At 54.1% G+C, this 18,020-nt stretch carries 22 protein-coding genes and 1 pseudogene; 3 read left to right on the forward strand and 20 right to left on the reverse strand.

The window, feature by feature from the left end; translation table 11 throughout:
* Genes flgH through flgB form a run of 7 tightly spaced genes read right to left on the reverse strand, consistent with a single transcriptional unit; the run spans nt 1 to nt 5,092 of the window.
* Nucleotides 1-690 (reverse strand): flagellar basal body L-ring protein FlgH, encoded by a 690-nt coding sequence (gene flgH / locus AC14IB_RS07580; RefSeq protein WP_484231311.1) that lies wholly within the window; start codon nt 688-690, stop codon nt 1-3.
* A gap of 15 nt (nt 691-705) precedes the next feature.
* A complete protein-coding gene (gene flgG, locus AC14IB_RS07585) occupies nt 706-1,491 on the reverse strand; it encodes a flagellar basal-body rod protein FlgG (RefSeq protein WP_484231312.1) in 786 nt (261 codons plus the stop codon).
* 16 nt (nt 1,492-1,507) lie between these two features.
* Complete coding sequence (locus AC14IB_RS07590; RefSeq protein WP_068859019.1) at nt 1,508-2,248, reverse strand: flagellar basal body rod protein FlgF; 741 nt, start codon at nt 2,246-2,248, stop codon at nt 1,508-1,510.
* Between the two features lie 29 nt (nt 2,249-2,277).
* Nucleotides 2,278-3,504: a flagellar hook protein FlgE gene (gene flgE, locus AC14IB_RS07595; protein WP_484231313.1), complete on the reverse strand. Its 1,227-nt coding sequence runs from the start codon at nt 3,502-3,504 to the stop codon at nt 2,278-2,280.
* Nucleotides 3,505-3,536: 32 nt separating this feature from the next.
* Nucleotides 3,537-4,229, reverse strand: coding sequence for a flagellar hook assembly protein FlgD (locus AC14IB_RS07600; RefSeq protein ID WP_484231314.1), 693 nt, complete (start codon nt 4,227-4,229; stop codon nt 3,537-3,539).
* Between the two features lie 15 nt (nt 4,230-4,244).
* On the reverse strand, nt 4,245-4,670 hold the full coding sequence (gene flgC / locus AC14IB_RS07605) for a flagellar basal body rod protein FlgC (protein ID WP_068859010.1): 426 nt from the start codon (nt 4,668-4,670) through the stop codon (nt 4,245-4,247).
* 2 nt (nt 4,671-4,672) lie between these two features.
* Nucleotides 4,673-5,092, reverse strand: a complete 420-nt coding sequence (gene flgB / locus AC14IB_RS07610; RefSeq protein ID WP_484231315.1) for a flagellar basal body rod protein FlgB — start codon at nt 5,090-5,092, stop codon at nt 4,673-4,675.
* 238 nt (nt 5,093-5,330) lie between these two features.
* On the opposite strand from flgB, the gene flgA reads away from it, so the two are divergent.
* The 3 genes from flgA (at nt 5,331) to flgN (ending at nt 6,908) form a co-directional block, all read left to right on the forward strand.
* Nucleotides 5,331-6,059, forward strand: a complete 729-nt coding sequence (gene flgA / locus AC14IB_RS07615) for a flagellar basal body P-ring formation chaperone FlgA (RefSeq protein WP_484231316.1) — start codon at nt 5,331-5,333, stop codon at nt 6,057-6,059.
* Nucleotides 6,060-6,144: 85 nt separating this feature from the next.
* Nucleotides 6,145-6,426 carry a flagellar biosynthesis anti-sigma factor FlgM gene (gene flgM, locus AC14IB_RS07620; RefSeq protein ID WP_484231317.1) on the forward strand — a complete coding sequence of 94 codons (282 nt, stop codon included), beginning with the start codon at nt 6,145-6,147 and terminating at the stop codon, nt 6,424-6,426.
* A gap of 29 nt (nt 6,427-6,455) precedes the next feature.
* Entirely contained in the window at nt 6,456-6,908 is a 453-nt protein-coding gene (gene flgN / locus AC14IB_RS07625; protein WP_484231318.1) for a flagellar export chaperone FlgN, read from the forward strand.
* Between the two features lie 16 nt (nt 6,909-6,924).
* Here the strand turns inward: flgN and AC14IB_RS07630 are convergent, their stop codons facing one another.
* From AC14IB_RS07630 to fliN, 13 genes and pseudogenes are all read right to left on the reverse strand, one after another.
* Nucleotides 6,925-7,719 (reverse strand): DUF2802 domain-containing protein, encoded by a 795-nt coding sequence (locus tag AC14IB_RS07630; RefSeq protein WP_484231319.1) that lies wholly within the window; start codon nt 7,717-7,719, stop codon nt 6,925-6,927.
* The gene (gene motD / locus AC14IB_RS07635; protein WP_484231320.1) at nt 7,700-8,533 is read right to left on the reverse strand and encodes a flagellar motor protein MotD; all 834 of its coding nucleotides are present in this window, start codon (nt 8,531-8,533) and stop codon (nt 7,700-7,702) included. The genes AC14IB_RS07630 and motD overlap by 20 nt, the downstream gene beginning before the upstream one ends.
* Nucleotides 8,534-8,535: 2 nt before the next feature.
* Complete coding sequence (locus tag AC14IB_RS07640) at nt 8,536-9,315, reverse strand: flagellar motor protein (protein WP_484231321.1); 780 nt, start codon at nt 9,313-9,315, stop codon at nt 8,536-8,538.
* A gap of 22 nt (nt 9,316-9,337) precedes the next feature.
* Entirely contained in the window at nt 9,338-10,075 is a 738-nt protein-coding gene (locus AC14IB_RS07645; RefSeq protein ID WP_484231322.1) for an RNA polymerase sigma factor FliA, read from the reverse strand.
* Nucleotides 10,069-10,893 carry a MinD/ParA family protein gene (locus AC14IB_RS07650; protein ID WP_484231323.1) on the reverse strand — a complete coding sequence of 275 codons (825 nt, stop codon included), beginning with the start codon at nt 10,891-10,893 and terminating at the stop codon, nt 10,069-10,071. Before AC14IB_RS07650 ends, AC14IB_RS07645 begins: the two co-directional genes overlap by 7 nt.
* A 26-nt stretch (nt 10,894-10,919) precedes the next feature.
* On the reverse strand, nt 10,920-12,107 hold the full coding sequence (locus AC14IB_RS07655) for a flagellar biosynthesis protein FlhF (RefSeq protein ID WP_484231324.1): 1,188 nt from the start codon (nt 12,105-12,107) through the stop codon (nt 10,920-10,922).
* Nucleotides 12,108-12,144: 37 nt separating this feature from the next.
* Nucleotides 12,145-14,262, reverse strand: coding sequence for a flagellar biosynthesis protein FlhA (gene flhA, locus AC14IB_RS07660; RefSeq protein WP_484231325.1), 2,118 nt, complete (start codon nt 14,260-14,262; stop codon nt 12,145-12,147).
* Entirely contained in the window at nt 14,259-15,419 is a 1,161-nt protein-coding gene (gene flhB / locus AC14IB_RS07665; RefSeq protein WP_484231326.1) for a flagellar biosynthesis protein FlhB, read from the reverse strand. The genes flhA and flhB overlap by 4 nt, the downstream gene beginning before the upstream one ends.
* The gene (gene fliR / locus AC14IB_RS07670; RefSeq protein WP_484231327.1) at nt 15,406-16,194 is read right to left on the reverse strand and encodes a flagellar biosynthetic protein FliR; all 789 of its coding nucleotides are present in this window, start codon (nt 16,192-16,194) and stop codon (nt 15,406-15,408) included. The genes flhB and fliR overlap by 14 nt, the downstream gene beginning before the upstream one ends.
* A 13-nt stretch (nt 16,195-16,207) precedes the next feature.
* Nucleotides 16,208-16,477: a flagellar biosynthesis protein FliQ gene (fliQ, locus tag AC14IB_RS07675; protein ID WP_068858975.1), complete on the reverse strand. Its 270-nt coding sequence runs from the start codon at nt 16,475-16,477 to the stop codon at nt 16,208-16,210.
* Between the two features lie 8 nt (nt 16,478-16,485).
* Nucleotides 16,486-17,247: a flagellar type III secretion system pore protein FliP gene (gene fliP, locus AC14IB_RS07680; RefSeq protein ID WP_484231347.1), complete on the reverse strand. Its 762-nt coding sequence runs from the start codon at nt 17,245-17,247 to the stop codon at nt 16,486-16,488.
* 23 nt (nt 17,248-17,270) lie between these two features.
* Nucleotides 17,271-17,693, reverse strand: coding sequence for a FliO/MopB family protein (locus tag AC14IB_RS07685; RefSeq protein WP_484231328.1), 423 nt, complete (start codon nt 17,691-17,693; stop codon nt 17,271-17,273).
* A 10-nt stretch (nt 17,694-17,703) separates the two neighbouring features.
* Nucleotides 17,704-17,964: pseudogene (gene fliN / locus AC14IB_RS07690) on the reverse strand (flagellar motor switch protein FliN); the annotation flags it as partial.
* Nucleotides 17,965-18,020: the final 56 nt, after the last annotated feature.

Genomic DNA, 18,020 nt, shown 5'->3' on the forward strand with positions numbered 1-18,020 from the left:
TCACAATGGCGCTAAAACAGATTGGAATAACCGACCTAGCCAGCCCATGGCATTGGCATCATTGAGCATGCCTTTGCCGCTATAGGTGATGCGTGCATCGGCCACTTTCCACGACGGCACACTGTTATCCGGCCCCACATCAACAGGTCGGATCGTCCCGGCAACGCGAATAAACTCTTCGCCCTGATTAAGCGTGACCCATTTTTCACCCTGAACACGCAGATTGCCGTTGGCCAATACTTCGGCCACGGTCACGGTAATGCTGCCGCTGAGTCGATTGCTTTGACTGCTGGCGCCCTGGCCTTTGAAGTCCTGATTTGAACTGATCGAGGTGTCGAGTAAGTCACGACCTTTGAAGGTGACGGGTCCGCCCAGCAGGTTGCCGGTTGGAATAGCCACACTGCTTTCCTTCGCTGTGGTCGTGGTGGATTGCTTGCTGGCATCCGTCTTCTCCACCAAGTTAATCGTGACAATATCGCCGACTTGATTGGCGCGATGATCCACAAACAAATTGGCGCCCCGCCCGGCTTGAAAAATCGCACCCGGCGTGGCCGCCGCGGGATTCACTAAAACCGGAGGCGTGGCCTGCCAAGCCTTATCACCGGGCTTGATGAGTGCATTATGCTGACAAGCCAATAACGTCATGCTTAGGCACAGCACCAGCCCGCGAAGCACGCTAAAACTTGGCATGGTCAGCTCCCGCCCTTACACATTGTTATTCAGGTACTGCAGCATTTGATCGCTGGCAGAAATGGCTTTCGAATTCATTTCGTACGCACGCTGGGTCTCAATCATATTCACCAGCTCTTCCACCACATTCACATTCGAACCTTCCAGCGCACCCTGCGCCAAGGTACCGATGCCATTAAGTCCTGGCGTACCGGTTTGCGGCGTGCCACTGGCAGCCGTTTCTACGTAGAGGTTTTCACCCTTTGGCATGAGACCCGCCGCGTTCACAAAATCGGTGAGCTGCAAGCTGCCGATCTGCGCGGGTGTGGCCTGTCCCGGTAGCTGTGCGGTCACCGTGCCATCGCTACCAATCGTGATGGACTGCGTGCCTTGGGGAATGGTGATGCCGGGCTCAACAATATTGCCGCTGGCGGTCACCAACTGACCCTGGCTATCCACTTCGAAGTTTCCGTCGCGGGTATACGCAGCGGTGCCATCAGCCTGACGCACTTGGAAAAAGCCGCGGCCATCAATGGCTACATCCAGGCTATTGCCCGTTTGCGACACCGTGCCTTGGGCATGAATTTTCTCTGTCGCCACAACGCGCACACCGGTACCCAAATGTAGGCCCGTGGGCAGACGCGTCTGTTGTGTTTCTTGGCCACCGGCCTGGCGAACGTTCTGGTAGAGCAAATCTTCGAAGACCGCACGATCTTTCTTAAAGCCTGTGGTGTTGGCGTTAGCCAAGTTATGGCTGACCACCTGCATACGGGTTTGCTGGGCATCGAGGCCGGTCTTGGCGACCCAAAGTGCTGCGTTCATAGTGACATCCTCAGAGTTATTCCAGACGCATTAAGCGCGTGCCGGTATCGGCCATATCTTTTGCGGTTTGCATCATCTTCACTTGCATCTCGTAGGAGCGAGACAGGCTAATCATGTTCACCATGGCATCAACCGTATTCACGTTGGAGCCTTCCAAGCTGCCGGACTGCAGACCAATGGCTGCCGACACTTCACCCGGCTTATCGTCTTGTTGGCGCATTAAGCCGTCGTTGCCTTTGATGACCTGCGATTGATCAAGGGTGACTAACTTGATGCGATCCACCACGGCGAGCGTGTCCGCCCCCTGCCCCAATGGAATCACCGATACAGAACCATCACGGCCAATGGTGAGGCTGCTGTGAGGCGGAATAGAGACGGGGCCGTTTTCACCTAAAACCGGCTGCCCGGCACCGTTTAGCAGCTGCCCCGTCACCGTTATTTGTAAGTCCCCGCGACGGCTATACGCCTCTTTTCCTTGGCCATCCTGCACGGCCAGCCAGCCCTCACCCGTGATCGCGACATCTAACTCGCGACCGGTCTGCTGAATGGGGCCCGCTTGCAATTGGCTGGCACGCTCACCGGCCACGGCATTCACGCGAGTGGCTAAGCCAGGGCCTGTCACCGCCTCTGCCATCAGCTGATGAAAGTCGGCGCGAAAACCGGAGGTACTGGCATTGGCTAAATTGTTGGCGTTAGTGGCTTGCGCTAACTGCATGGCGCGCGCACCGGTCATACCGACATAAAGCATATGGTCCATGGTTCTACCCTCCTGCTACGGCCGCCTCATCAACGCATGTTGATGATGGTTTGCGTGACCTGGTCGGCGGTGGAAATCATCTGGGCATTGGCTTGGAAGTTGCGTTGAGCCGTGATCATTTCTACCAGCTGCTCGGTTAAGTCCACGTTTGACGACTCCAAGGCACCGGCCTGCAACAGACCAAAGTTAGAGCTTCCGCCTTGGCCTAAGCGCGGGCCACCCGACGTGAACGTCTCTGCCCACGAGGTTTCACCGAGCTGCTGCAAACCATTCGGATTAGAGAAAATGGCCAAGGCCACCTGGCCCAGCAACTTCAGCTGACCATTGGTGAATCGGGCCGATACCACGCCGGTTTTATCCACTTCCACGCCCGTCATACGCCCCGTGGTGTAGCCGTCTTGGAACAGGCTATTCACACCAAACCCTTGGCCATACTGAGTGGAGCCGTTGTAATTGAAATCCAATGCCAAATCGGCAGAGCCGGTACCGAGTTGAGCTCCCGTCACCGTTACCGTGGGTAATGCCCCACCGGCAGGGGTCGCCAATTTGCCTGTGGCGGAGTCAAAGGTGAGCTGCTGGGGTGAGCCGCGCTCAGTGCCATCCACAAACAGACGCTGTGTCCAGGTGTTGGCAGCGGGCTCTTTGATGAAATAGATCGTGCTGGTGTGTGGCGTACCCAGCGAGTCATATACCGTCATAGAGGTAGCATGGTTATAGGTGCTGGGGTTTGCACTGCTGAAGACGCCCGCAGGTTGAGGCGCGTTAGCGGGCAAGTTCACACCCACTTCAATTTCATTGGTGGCCTTGGGGGGGCTTTCAGTGGTGAGCAAACGCACATCACTGAGGGCACCCGTAGCGAATTCTCCGGTTTCAGAGACCGGGAATACTTGTAGACGCTGCAAGTCGTTATTCACCACATAGCCTTCGCGATCCACGCTAAAAGCACCTGCTCGTGTATAGACCGTGCCCTCGCGCCCCTTCATAACAAAGAAGCCTTCGCCACTGATGGCCATATCGAGGTTGTTGTTGGTGAAGTCCACATTACCTTGACCAAATTTTTGCTGAATCGAGGCCACCTGCACACCTGCCCCGGTCGCCGTGGCCGACAGATCATTACTGGCGGTAGCAAACACATCCGAAAACAACGCGCGCGAGGACTTAAAGCCGGCCGTGTTGACGTTGGCAATGTTGTGGGCAGTGACATCTAAGTGGGTGGCTGCTGAGTTCAAGCCACTGAGTGCGATACGAAAGCTCATGGTATTTCTCCGAAATTGGACGGTATGTGGGCTTAGCCCACTTCTTTCACATCAGATAATTTAAGTGTGCCGAGGCCTTGAACTTGCAACTGAGGGCCTTGCCCCCCGGTCGGTAGGCTCACGCCCGTAACGGGTGCTCGCATCTGCATTTCAATGGCCAAACGCTGACCATTGGTCATGGCAGTGGCTTGAATCTTGTAGTCTCCAGCCGCCACGGTTGCGCCGCTGTCATCTTTGCCATCCCAAGCAAACTGCAAGGGTCCTGCAGCTTGTGCGCCAGATTGCATACGACGCACGACCTCTCCAGCCGCGTTACGGATTTCGATGTCTACCTGCTGCGCGGGCTTGGCTAACTCAATTTGGCCCATAACACTGGGCGCTGCAGCACTCAGGCTGAAGGTGTCCTTACTGACCAAGACGTCACGTCCTAGCAAGTTCGAGGCGCTAAGCACTTGTGAGCTACGCAATGAGTCCACCACGTCCACCAACGAGTTTTTCATTTCACTAATGCCCGTCACGCTGCTGAGCTGAGCCATTTGCGCGATGAACTGAGTGTTATCAGTGGGCTTGAACGGGTCCTGCGACTTCAGCTGCTGCAACATGAGCTGCATAAAATCTTCTTGATTCAGCGCGCCTAAATCCTTTTTACGGGCAGGTGCAGTGGGTGTAGCCGACACACCAGAAGCAGCGCTGGAGCTATTACCGAGATAGGTTGCAATATCCATGACCTCAACTCCTGCTTATTGGCCGAGCTGCAAGGTGCGCAGCATCAAGGTTTTAGTGGTATTAAAAATTTCGGCATTACTTTGATAACTGCGTGAGGCCGAGATCATGTTGGCCATCTCTTCCACCTCATTGACGTTAGAGGCGTAGACATAGCCGTCGGCATCGGCCATCGGGTTACCCGGCTCATAGCGCTTGGGAACGGGCGCCTGGCTTTCCACAATTTCCGGCACATTGACGCCCCCGACAGGATTACCTGCAGGACTAGCCGACAATGCATTGGAGGTCTCCATGACCGTGGCAAATACCGTCTGCTTTGCACGGTATGCCCCTTGCTCGGTGGAGCTGACCGTATTGGCATTAGCCAAATTACTGGCCGTGGTGTTAAGCCGCAGCATCTGAGCATTCATGGCAGAACCGGCAATGTCTAAAATACTGGCCATGATTAGCGACCTCCCGTAATGACATTTTTCAGACTGGAAAATTTGCTACCGAGGAACTGCAGCGAGGCCTGATACCGCAACGCGTTATCGGCATAGGCCGATTGCTCGATATGCATCTCAACCGTATTGCCATCCAGGCTGGGTTGGTGAGGTGTGCGGTACTGAAGCTGAGCCCCCAGTGGAGATAATTGGCTCTGGCCATCTACACCGATATGGCCACTGTGTGTGGCCTGCAGTGTCACGAACTGAGTCCCAGCCCTAGGACGAGCACGCTCCATCGCGGCAGCGAAATCAATATCTCTGGCCTTATAGTTAGGCGTGTCGGCGTTAGCGATATTGGTCGCCAAAATTTCATTACGCTGGGCCCTCAACATAAGGGCCTGCTCATGAATGCCTAATGCTTTATCGAATGTGATGGCCATAATCTGGTCCGCCTAAAGTTTCTCGATGCGCTGCCGATAACATCGTCGTAAGCGATCAAAGCAAGGCATGTGCCAGTTTTATTTAGCTAAATATTTCAATTGCTTACCTAAATTTTGACCTGGATTTTTGCGTGCAATGACAAGGCTTTGTCGGGACTGCCAGATTTCTGGCGGGGAGATGGCACAGGCTTTGCGTAGTGTCTGGTATCGCCTAATAGGCTGTCGGAAATCTGACGCTATGCATCACGCTCCTTGGACATATCGCGCAGGAATAGCACTAGCCCTGACGGCATTTTTGCCTGGCCAAAACGTGAGTGCCGCGTCTGCTTCTATGCAAAACGTGGCCGCACTGCGCCTACAAGCAGAACAATGGCTATTGGCGCAAATGGCTCATTCAGGTGAAGAGCCCGCGATGGTGCGCGCCGGCGAACTCGACCCCAGAGTTAAACTCGCCGCCTGTACACAACCCTTAAGTTTCACAATTGCGCCGGGCCAGAACTCCCAGCAGAAAGTTCATGTTGCTGTGTCATGCAATGACAAACCGGGCTGGCGCTTATTTCTACCGATGAGCCTGAGTCGTCAACAGTGGGTCTGGGTTGCTAATCGAACCATCATGGCGGCAACACCCTTCAATGCCGCACATTGGCAACGGCAGCGCCGAGATGTTGCCAGCCTGCCCTGCGCCGCCTTTGATAAAGACACACTCACGGCCTACGAAGCGAAAATGACCTTGGCCTCGGGAACGGTACTGTGTGAAAGCGTCTTGCGCGCGAAAACAATCGTGGAGCGCGGTCGATCGCTTACCCTCACGGCCGATCAGGGCAGCATCCAAATTCGGGCCGTCGTTGAGGCGTTGGACAACGGCGGCATAGGCCAACGCATTCGGGTGAGGAACAACAGTACCGGACGGATCATTGATGCCGTGATTGTCAGTGCCTCCGATGTGGAATTGGTACGCGCCAATTAGCCCTGAATACTGGAAATATTTTCTAAAGTTTGCCGGATACGTGCCGATATCACTCCATAGCATCTTGTTTTAAGGAGTTTCAGCCATGCTGAACAAAGTGGATGGTGCGTCGTCGAATGTCATTCGCCGCATTGAGTCGCGCAGCAGTGAGTCCCCGTCACTGTTTAAGGCTGAAACGAGCACCTCGTCGAACGCAAATAAAGACGTATTACCCACGCTGACGGAGCGCGCACAGAGCCTAGCTAAAGCGAGCCCAGACGTGGATATGTCACGCGTACGTGACATTAAAGATGCCATTTCACGCGGTGAATTTACGATTGATGCAAAGGCCGTTGCGCGTGCCTTTATCGCGATGGAAAGTGCCTAGTTTGAATCACTCGCTACCGGAGTCAGAACATGTCGCCCGTTGATCTCATGATTCTCAAGGCCATTAGCCCCATTCAAAACCTCGTCGCACAATTCAAAGCGTGTTTAGAGCAGGAGACGTCCGTGCTAGCGCATTGGCCTCCACAAGGCTTATGGCCAATTCAAGAAGAGAAAGTCCGCTTAGTTCGCGATTTAGAAGTGGCTCACGCGCAACTCACTAGCGTCATTCAAGCGCAAGGCAAAGACTTGAACAGCCCCGCGACCTTGGGAACTGAACTGATGCCGGTTTGGCAATCCTTGCGAGCAGAGCTCGCTGCCTGTCAGCAACTGAATGCCACGCATGAGCAATGCTTAGCGAAGCAACAACTGGCACTAAAGCAGTCACTGGAGCTGTTGATCTTAAAAATTGATCAGGATGTGACCTACGGGCGCCAGGGTAGCTGTCAGGGTGGCCGCCGATTGGGGACGATTGGTCATGCATAAGCCGCTAACTTAAGGGCTAGACAGGTTTGCCGTGTACCAGCACCACTAAACGAGCCTCAGACTGTGACAAGCCGCACTCAGCCATCAACTGTTCCGCACTGGCACCCGATGAGGCCAAACTAATCGCTTGGTCAAAGGTAGATAAGCGCTGTGAGTCATCCACGGGTAGTGGCTCTGGAGCCGCTTCATTACTCGCGCCATTCTCCAGCTGCAGTAGCCGTTCGCCCTGCAATAAAAAAGCCGATGCTTGCGCTTTCATTTGACTCGTTAAGAGCTCAACAACCTGCTGCTGCTGACTGAGTTGCTGACATAACGCCGCCGTCTCTGTCTGCTGTTTGGCTAAGGCTTCACTCAAGTCTGCGATTAGACCTAGCGCCATATCCGAGGCACTGGGCGACATCTCAGGTTTATTCAGAGGCTCGGGGTCATCAGCCACAAGAACCTCCGGCTTAAGCGTCGACATCGTGGGCGCCAGCGGCACACCGTAGAGTTGCTGCAAACGCTCAGGATGCATTTGCACCACTTCGGGCTCGGCCTGTTCTTTAAGCATTGACTCTCGTGCGGGTGTATCGCTTAGATCCGATGATTGCTGTGGACTAGCACGGCGCCAGGCAGACCATATCGGCACAATGGCTAAGAACAATGAAACGCAGCCTAACCCTACCGCTAAAGCAGTTGTCAGCTCAGCGCCCAATTGCTGCTCTAGCCAGTGATTTAAACCGACTAGCGATTCACTCATATTATCGGCGAATGAACTCGCGCTGAGTTCCAGAGACTCAATCAACGAGACTTCAGGAGGACTTGCTTTCATGTTTTGCATCCTCAACAGGCGCCGCAGCGGGAGAGCCTGCCGCTGGTTTTAGGCCCGAAGCCGGCGTGGGAATAATCAGTTGCACACGGCGATTGCGATTGCGCCCTGCCTCGTCGATATTGTCTGCCAATGGACGATACTCGCTCATGCCAATGACTGACATGCGATTCGGGGCCACACCGGACTTCATTAACAAGTGCACAACAGTCGCTGCGCGTGCGGCTGAAAGCTCCCAGTTCGAAGGAAAAACGCTGCTGTTAATGGGCACATTGTCGGTATGGCCTTCGACACGAATCGGGTTAGGAAATCCTTTTAGCACATCCGCCAAGCGTTGCAGAATGTGTTGTGCTTTCATCGACAACTTGGCCTCACCGCTGGTGAAAAGCAAATCAGTTTGAATTTCCACTTCGATGGAATAGGGATTTTGCCGGACCACAATAACTTTAGCTTTTATTAAATCCGCCATCGCTACGTTGAGCTGCTCCGCCATTTCCTTGGATGACAAGTTGTCATTCGGATTTTCGGTCATGGCGCCGCCCTCTTCGATGCGCTCACTTTCGACCAGGTTTACGTCCAACTCACGCCCTTTAGATAGCACCGGAATAGAGCCTATCTGTACCGGCACAGCCGTTCTAGGCACACCTTTAAATGCCTCCGAAAGAGACGCAGAAGCCGCACGAAACTTACCTTCATTCACGGAAGAGATAGCATACATCACCACAAATAAGGCGAGCAGCAAGGTCACCAAATCGCCATAAGGAATCGCCCAGGCTTCATGGTTCATATGCTCTTCATGCTTATGTTTGCGTGACATGGTTATTCCTTCGCCTTGGCTTTCGCCTCAGGTTTGGCATGCCCCACAAAATAGCCTTGTAAGCGCGTTTCAATATTGCGGGGGTTATCACCCTGCGCAATCAGCACCAGTCCCTCAATCATCATGGTGCGCATTTTTGCCTGCTCTTTAACGTGGTATTTCAATTTGTTGCCAAAGGGCAGGAAGAACAAATTGGCCGAGGCGATGCCATAGATCGTGGCGGTAAATGCTGCAGCAATACCAGCCCCTAACTTACTGGGATCAGCCAGGTTCGCCATCACCGCCATGAGGCCCAACACCGCGCCCACAATCCCCAACGTGGGTGCATAAATGCCCATGGCTTCGTAGACTTTGGCACCGGCTGTATCAAACTCTTCTGATGCCTCAACCTCAATTTCCAGGATATGACGGATGTTTTCCGGCTCTCCGCCATCCACTAAAAGCTGGAGGCCTTTTCGGGTAAAAGGATCCGAAATTTCATCGATTTTTGCTTCCAGCCCCATCAGCCCGTCTTTTCGGGCCACTCGGCTCCATTCCACAATATTGGCGATGGCTTCATCAGGATTAATTTCTGGTGGCTTAAATAGCCACTTACCCATTTTAATGGCCCGCATAATGACGGACTTCGGGGTCTGTGCCATGACCGCTGCGGCAGTCCCAACAATCACAATAACGAAGGCAGCGCCACCTAATAGCCCCTTAACGCCCGCGCCCTTCAAAATACTGCCAAGAACCAGGGCCACAAAGGCCAGAATGACGCCAATGACTGTCATCAAATCCATGGTAAATGCCTCCAGTCATGTTTCATGTAGCTTCGCTCGCCCATTCATTCAGCATTTTTCGCAAACGACTCACAGCCTGGCTGTGTAACTGGCAAACGCGCGATTCGCTCACGCCCATTACCAAGCCAATTTCCTTCATGTTCAGGCTCTGCTCGTAATACAGCGCCATGACCATTTTTTCGCGCTCCGGTAAGCGCGAAATTTCGTCGGCCAATGAGCTTTCAAATCCTTCGTGCATTAACTCATTTAGCGGCCCAGAGAGATCCTGATCGGCCACCAAACCGGACTCCGCGTGTACTTCCAGCAATTGATCCAAGCTGGACATATACAGTGCTTCTCCATCGTTCAACCAGTCGTGATAGGTCTGTAAATCAATGGCTAACTCGCGTGCCACCTCTGCGGCGGTGGCTGAGCGCCCCACACGCTGTTCAACCTTTTGCCTGGCACTACTGATGTCGCGTACGGATTTCGCGACCGAGCGCGGTGCCCAGCCGCCACGACGAAGCTGATCCATCATGGCGCCGCGAATTCGAATGGCGGCATAGGTTTCAAAGCTTGCGCCTTTATCGGCAGAAAAGTGACTCGCCGCCTCCAATAAACCAATCATGCCGGCCTGAATCAGATCATCTAAGTCTTGGCTAGGAGGTAACCGGCCCTTCAAGTGCAAGGCCGTTCGCTTGACGAGAGCCGCGTGTTGCAGCACCAGCTCATCGCGACTGCCGCGTTGGTACTGCTGATACGTTGCGTGAGCGGTTAACATGCAATGCTCACCTCAGGCGCTGGCAACATACGTTCAAAGAAAAATTCGATGTGACCCCGCAAGCTGGAGGTTGAACGCCAACCAGTAGCAGCCGTTGCCAATCGACTAAAGGCCTGCACACATTCGGTGGCAGGGAATAACTCACTGACGGGTTTTTGCCGCGATACGGCTTTCAGGAGAAATTCGTCGCGAGGAATCGCACCTTCTAAGGTGAGCTGGACATCCAGAAAGCGTTCGGTGACGGCACAGAGGCGCTCAAACACCTTTCGCGCTTGGGCATCGCTGCTTACCATATTGCAGACGATTCGGAATTTTTTAACCCCGGCATCGCGGGCTAAGACTTTGATTAAGCCGTAGGCATCTGCCAGCGATGTCGGCTCTTCGGTAATGACCACCAACACATGTTGGCTGGCTCGGCTAAAGGTCACCACGCTATCCGAAATTCCGGCGGCGGTATCCACAACCAAGACATCGTAGTCGTCTTCCAGCGTACTAAACGCCTGCACCAATCGGGCATGTTGGGAGGGGCTCAGGTCAGCCATGCCTCGCATGCCCGAAGCAGCAGGGATTAGCGTCACACCGAATGCCCCCACCATCAGGGTCTCGCGCAACTCACACGTACCCGCCAGAACATGCGACAAGTTTTTAGCCGGCCGCAAGCCCATTAAAATATCGACGTTAGCTAGCCCCAAATCGGCATCCATTAGAAGCACGCGCTTACCTTGCTTGGCTAACTGACAGGACAAATTCACCGAAACATTGGTCTTCCCTACCCCGCCCTTACCACTGGTCACTGCAATTACTTGGACTGGATTCATTGCCGTCGTTCCTTTAGTGACTGAGTTCATGCCGGCACACTGCGTGTGTTCCAACGCCAGCGCGAAACACTCTCGGTTGTGGAAGAGTCCGGCACACGGGTGACAGCGACAGGGGCTGGAAAATCTAAGTCGGCCAAGGTGTGCGTCATCAGGAGGGTTTTGTCTGCAGGCATCCAGGCTTGGGTGGCATCTCGGTTTATGCTCGCCCCTAACCAAGGCAGCGGTGAGCTCAACAGCCAGGAAGCCAGCTCCCCTGGCAGACACAGGCTATCGGCCCATGTCACCACCAGACCGGTCACATCCACGCGGGCAAAGGCGCTCAGGGTTTGTTCTTGAATTTTGCGTTGACGATCTGCAGCCAACACCAACACTCGGTTTTCAACACCTGCAAACGCTAAGGCAGCCGCTAAACTTTCTAATCCGGTGTAATCGTGGTGATCCACGCCAGCGGTATCGATCAAGACCTGGGTATCTCCCGGCAATTCGGCAAGCTGTTCACGCAAGGCCAGTGCATCCACCGCAAAGCTCACCGATGTGCCCAGGGCGCGTCCCAATGCCTGAAGTTGTTCACGAGCACCAAAGCGCTGGTTGTCCATGCTGATGAGATGAAGGTGTCGCCCCTGTCCTTGAGCAATGGCTTGCAAAGCCAGCGTCGCCATCAGCTGCGACTTACCCGCACCTGGCGTTCCCACCAAAGCGATCGCACCTGTCTGCGGCAGTGTTGCAATGTCGAGATCGGATAAGCTGGTTTCTAATGCCAACATCCAGTCATCCACTTGGGCACGCTCGGGTAGCAAGGCGTGTAATCGCTGTTCAAGCAGACCCGAGAAGCCCTGAGCCTGAATTTGTCCAGTCGACGATTTGCTCTCCACGCTCTCTGGCTGGCCTGAGGCTTCGCGAACCGTGATCCGTTTTAAGTGCTTTTCCAACAGGTGGCGCATGGAACCTAGCTCTTCTCTCAAGCTCGCCATGTCGGCCTCTACGGCGGGATTTACCTTGTCAATTTTCTGACGTTGTATCGCTGAGCTGACATTGGCACTAGAAGCCGAGGGCGCCGATAAATCGAGTAATGAAGGTGCATCCAACGCCACCACAAATTCGATGCCTTCCGGCACTTGGTAGCACGTCAAAATACTGGCATCCGGCCCCACTTCCGCGCGGATCTGACGCATGGCTTGCTGACTATCGATGGCACGAAATTTTTTGATTTTCATTACTACTTGCTCCTCTGCGCCTCAGCGCAAACCCCCATCAATTCTGGCTAGCGCGACCTTGTGGGCCGATGCTGGACACCAGGCGCACCTGCTTGTTATCAGGCACTTCGTTGTAAGACAGCACATTTAGTGCGGGGATGCTGCGGCGGATAAATCGCGCCAGCCAAGACCGAATATTGGGTGACACCAGTAGCACGGCGACCTCACCGGCTAGCTCCTGGCGTTGCGTAAACTCCGCCAGACCCTGTTGTAATCGTTCGGCTAAACCCGGTTCTAAACCCACAGCACCTGCTGCCCCTCTAATGCTATTGAGCAAGATCTGTTCCAACTCTGGATCTAAAACAACAACAGGGAACTCTTCATTTAAGCCATTGATTTCCTGAACAATCATGCGGCCCAATGCAACACGAACACCCTCCAGCAACTCGTCAGGATTTTTGCTACGGGGGGCTTGCTCCGCCAAAGATTCGGCGATGAGCCGTAGGCTGCGAATGGACACGCCTTCTCGCAGGAGGTTCTGCAGCACACGCACGACAACACTCAAGGGCAATTGTTTGGGTACTAAGTTGTCGACCAATTTTGGGTCGGTTTCGGCCAGGCGATCCAGCAATTGCTGAACCTCTTCATGGCCAAGCAATTCATGCGCATGCTGACGAATAACCTGACTCAAATGCGTGGCAATGACCGTTCCCGAATCGACCACGGTATAGCCCAGGGTTTGCGCTTGATCTCGTAGCGCGGGCTCAATCCACAAGGCCTCCATTCCAAAGGCCGGGTCACGCGTTGGCATGCCGCGTAAATTGCCATGCACCTGCCCCGGATTAATGGCCATGTCCAATCCGGGTTGAATGTCACCCTGAGCCACCACATCACCCAGCACCAATAGGCGGTAACCCGTGGGCGACATGTCTAAGTTGTCGCGGATATGTACCGACTGCACCAAGAAACCTAAGTCTCGCGAGAGCTTTTTTCGCACACCGGTAATTCGTGCGATGAGCTCGCCACCTTGGTTTCGATCAACCAGTGGAATCAGTCGGTAGCCAACCTCCAGACCCATCACATCATTTTGAGTCACATCCTCCCACTGAATGTCGGTGGCAGCTTTTGAGCTCGTGCTGGCTTCCGGTAAGGCAGACTCCCCCGCCGCAATAAACTCTGGCGACAGCGCCCGTTGCTGAATCAGCCAACCTCCGCCAAAGCAGAGTCCAGCCAATAACAGAAACACCACATGCGGCATGTTGGGGATAATGCCAATGAGAAATAGCACCACGCCCGATAAATACAGCACACGGGGGTTATCAAACATCTGCCCCATGACCTGATCGCTCATGGAGCCCGAGCGGGAAATGCGGGTCACAATAATGGCTACGGCAATGGATAACAGCAGCGCAGGAATTTGCGCCACCAAGCCATCACCAATACTGAGCAAAACATAGTACTCAGCGGCTTTAGCGGCCGATAAATCATGCTGCATCATGCCAATCATCATGCCGCCGATGAGGTTGATAAACAGAATGAGAATGCCGGCAATGGCATCGCCTTTAACAAACTTACTGGCACCATCCATCGCGCCATAAAAATCCGCTTCGATGCGCACCTCTTCGCGGCGAGTGCGCGCTTCTTCTTGCGTCAGCACGCCCGCATTTAAGTCCGCATCAATGGCCATTTGCTTGCCCGGCATGGCATCCAGCGTGAAACGCGCGGTGACTTCAGACACGCGCCCTGCGCCCTTGGTAACCACCATGAAATTGATGATGACGAGAATGGCAAACACCACAATGCCAACAGCAAAGTTGCCGCCAATAATGAAGTGACCAAAAGACTCAATCACCTTCCCCGCAGCGCCCGGGCCTTGATGGCCTTCAAGCAATACCACACGCGTTGAGGCTACATTCAAGGCTAGCCGCAGCAAGGTGGCTAAGAGCAAGACACTGGGGAAGGCACTGAAATCCATTGGTCGTTTCACATAGATCACGGCAAAGACAATGACCAGTGACAAGGTGATATTGAAGGTAAAAAACAAATCCAACAGGAAGGGAGGAATGGGCAATACCAACATGCCCAACAATGCCATCAGGAGCAGCAAAATCCCCAGGCCATTGCCGGCAAAATCCGTGAGTGTGTTTCGCACCGACGCGTTATTGAGCGTGCTCATCTTGGGGTTTCCTCAGTCGGTGTTGGGGCCATGGCATGGCCTTTGAGATATTGCTCATCAACCTCGGGCACGGGCGCATCAGGCATGTCGCCGCCCTGCTCCTTCCACTGCTTGAGTTGATAGACATAGGTCAGAATTTGCGCCACGGCGAGGTAGAGCCCTGCCGGAATTTCATGGTCTAGATCGCAACTGGCATAGACCGCGCGTGCTAACAGTGGTGATGCCACTAAGGGCACCTGAGACTGCTCACCCAAGGCGCGAATACGGGCGGCCACCTCATCAATGCCCTTAGCCACCAAGATGGGTGCCTGCCCTTGGCGTAAGTCATAGCGCAAGGCCACGGCATAATGCGTTGGGTTGGTAATGATGACATCTGCAGTAGGCACCTTGGTCATCATGCGTTGCCGTGCAACCGCCTGCTGCAACTCGCGAATTTTTTGTTTTACTTCGGGTCGCCCTTCGCTTTCTTTGTGTTCATCAACGACTTCTTGGCGAGTCATGCGCAACTGCTTGTGATGGCTCCAGAGCTGCCACGGCACATCCATCAGCGCGATGAGAATTAAGGGCAAACTCACCATCAACAGGAACCACAGCATCAAGCGCGCGCTGCCGGCAACGGCCACATCGGCTGTTTGCAGCGACAGCCCAAGGATGTCGTCGGTGAGTTGATCCAATAAAATCCAGGCTACACCGCCAATGAAGACCACTTTGGCCACGGACTTGATCAGCTCAACCACGCTTTGCATGGAAAAAAGCCGGCCAATACCTGTAATGGGATTGAGCTTTTCAAGCTTGAACGATAGTGAAAACACCATCCCGCCCAACATCACCGAGGCCAAAATCGCCGCCACGATGCACACCACCATAATGGGCCAGGTTAGCCATAGGCCATCGACCAAGACTTCCATGAAGGCCCCGGGCAACTCATCACTGCTGCGACTGCTAAGAAATTGTGGCGAAAGGCAGTAGCGAAAGAGACGCATAAAGCCCTGACCCAGACTGTCGCCCAATATGAGAAAGGCAGCGGCGCAGGAAATCATAACCAACATGGTCGAGAGCTCGCGTGAGCGAGCGACTTGGCCTTTGTCCTTGGCGTCTTGCAGACGCTTAGCCGTAGGGTCTTGGGTGCGTTCCTGACCGTCGTCACCGGATGACATGAGCAGTCTCCAAAATTGCACCCATGTTGCTGAAGGCAATACTTAACAAGCGTTCAACCTGTGGCAATAACGCCGGCAAGGTGCGCTCCAACACAATCAAGCCCAACATGAGCGTGACCGGGAAACCAACGGCAAAGAGATTCAAGGTCGGTGCAGCACGACTCATCACGCCCATGGCAATTTGCACGACCAAGAGTGCGACAACCGCCGGCAAGGCAATACCCAGTGCGTTACGCAACATGCCGCCGATGGCGTTAAAGGCGACTGAAAATGTCTCGGCCTGAACGACTGCAGCACCCACGGGCCACACGGCAAAACTGTCGGCAATTAATTGAATAAACGCTAAGTGCCCATTCATGGCGAGAAACAGCAGCATGGTGATGAGCATGTAGAACTGCCCGACCACGGCCACTGAAATACCTTGTTGCTGATCAATGACGCTGGCAAAGCCTAGCCCCATGCCAGTGGCAATAAATTGACCAGCAAACATCACCGCCTCGAACACCAACTGCACCATAAAGCCCAAACAAATACCCAGCAGTAACTCATTGGCGGTGAGTAGCAGACCTTGCAAACTCAGGGGATTAAAGTCTGCGATGGTCGGCTGCCAAGGCATGAGCAAAACCGCCACCATCAACGCCACCCCCAGTCGAATTTGCCGAGGAATGGCACGATGGCTAAACAACGGCGCGGCCATCATCGCTGCACTGATGCGCACGAATGGCAGCCAACCCGCGCTAATCCATGTCGCTATATGAGCATCGGTAATTATCACGTTCAGCCTCTCACTAGGCGGCAATGCCTGGAATCATGAGAAATAAATTTCGCGTGTAATCAATGAGTAAGCCCAGCATCCAATGACCTGTCAGGCCTAAGGCGATGACCAAAACAATTAACTTAGGGATAAAGCTGAGCGTCATGTCTTGAATTTGCGTGGCCGCTTGAAACATACCCACCAGCAAACCCACCGCCAGTGCCGAGATCAGGAGCGGTGCCGATAGCAGCGCAGTCACCACGAGGGCCTGACGTCCAATTTCAATCACCATATCGGGTGTCATAGCAAACCTCAGCTTTGGAAACTGGCGGCGAGTGAGCCCATGAGCAAGGCCCAACCATCCACCAGAACGAACAGCATGATTTTGAACGGCAGCGAGACGATCATGGGCGAGAGCATCATCATGCCCATGGCCATAAGTACGCTGGCTACTACCAGATCAATCACGACAAAGGGAATAAACAGGAGAAAGCCAATCTGAAAGGCTGTTTTTAGTTCACTGGTTAAGAAGGCAGCAGCCAGCACCGGAAATGGCACATCGGCGGGCGTTTGAAAGTTGTCTAACTTGGCAATGCCAGCAAACAAGGCAATGTCATCTTCCCGAGTTTGCGCCAGCATAAAGCCACGCATGGGCTCGGCTGCTTTGGCGAGTGCAGGCTCAAAGGCGAGCTTCTCTTCCATGTAGGGCACAACAGCCTGCTCATGCACTTTCTCCATAATCGGATACATGATGAACAGAGTTAAAAATAAGGCGGCACTCAGCAGAATTTGGTTCGACGGGGTTTGGCCGGTACCAAGCGCCGTGCGTAGCAGTGCCAAGACAATAATGATGCGAGGAAACGCGGTCATACCCAACAAAATGGCGGGCAACAGCGTCAGCATGGTCATGATGGCGAGCAGCTGAATTGACACGCTGTACTCTTGGCCGCCCTTAGCCCCTGGGCCTACGGACATCATTGGCAAGCCCTTGGTTTCAGCCCAAACCGATACGGGCATGAGCAAACACATGAGCAGTAACAGTCCCTTGCCTAGGCGCGGCCTCCGCGCCCCCATGCGCGGGCTTGTTAGTCCCTGCATCATGACCGACGCTCCGCCATGAGCCGCTTCAAATAGTCCACGAAAGGCGCCGTTTCAAGCGCTACGGTTTGGGCATTAATTCCCGCAGGTAGCGGCCCTTGCCAGGTATGCAAGGTGCGAATGCCATTGCCGGTGCAGGCAATGAGGATATTTTCTTGATCGATACGCAGCAGCATCACGCGTTCTTTTAAGCCAAATTGCTGCTGTGCAATTGGCTGCAAAATGCCGGGAGACGTAGTTTGTAACCGCTGCAAGCGCCGAACGATCCAGGCGGTACCGAGCAGTAAGGCCAGCACCACGATCAAGCCAAAAATCACCGAAAACACACTGCCCAACGACAGCGGCGTGACCTGACTGGCACTAGCGGATGCCTGCGCTGGTAGCGACAGAAGCAGCAAAGAAACTATTGAGAGCTTGTTCATGACCCGCCCCTCAGCGCAAACGCCGTAAGCGTTCTTCAGGGCTGACGACCTCGGTCAGCATGATGCCAAACTTTTCTTTCACTACCACAATCTCACCGCGAGCCACCAAGGTACCATTAACAAGCACATCCAGCGGCTCACCGGCCATGCGATCCAACTCAATGATGGCGCCCTGACTGAGCTTCAGCAGGTCATTAATACTCATGCGTGCACGACCCACTTCAATCGAAACCGTCACGCTGACATCCATAATCATGTCGAGATTGACGTTCGCCAGAGGGCGTTCGGCCTGGCCACCGCCATCCTTTAATTCCTTTAACTCAGCAG

This window comes from Perlucidibaca sp. (assembly GCF_057084925.1).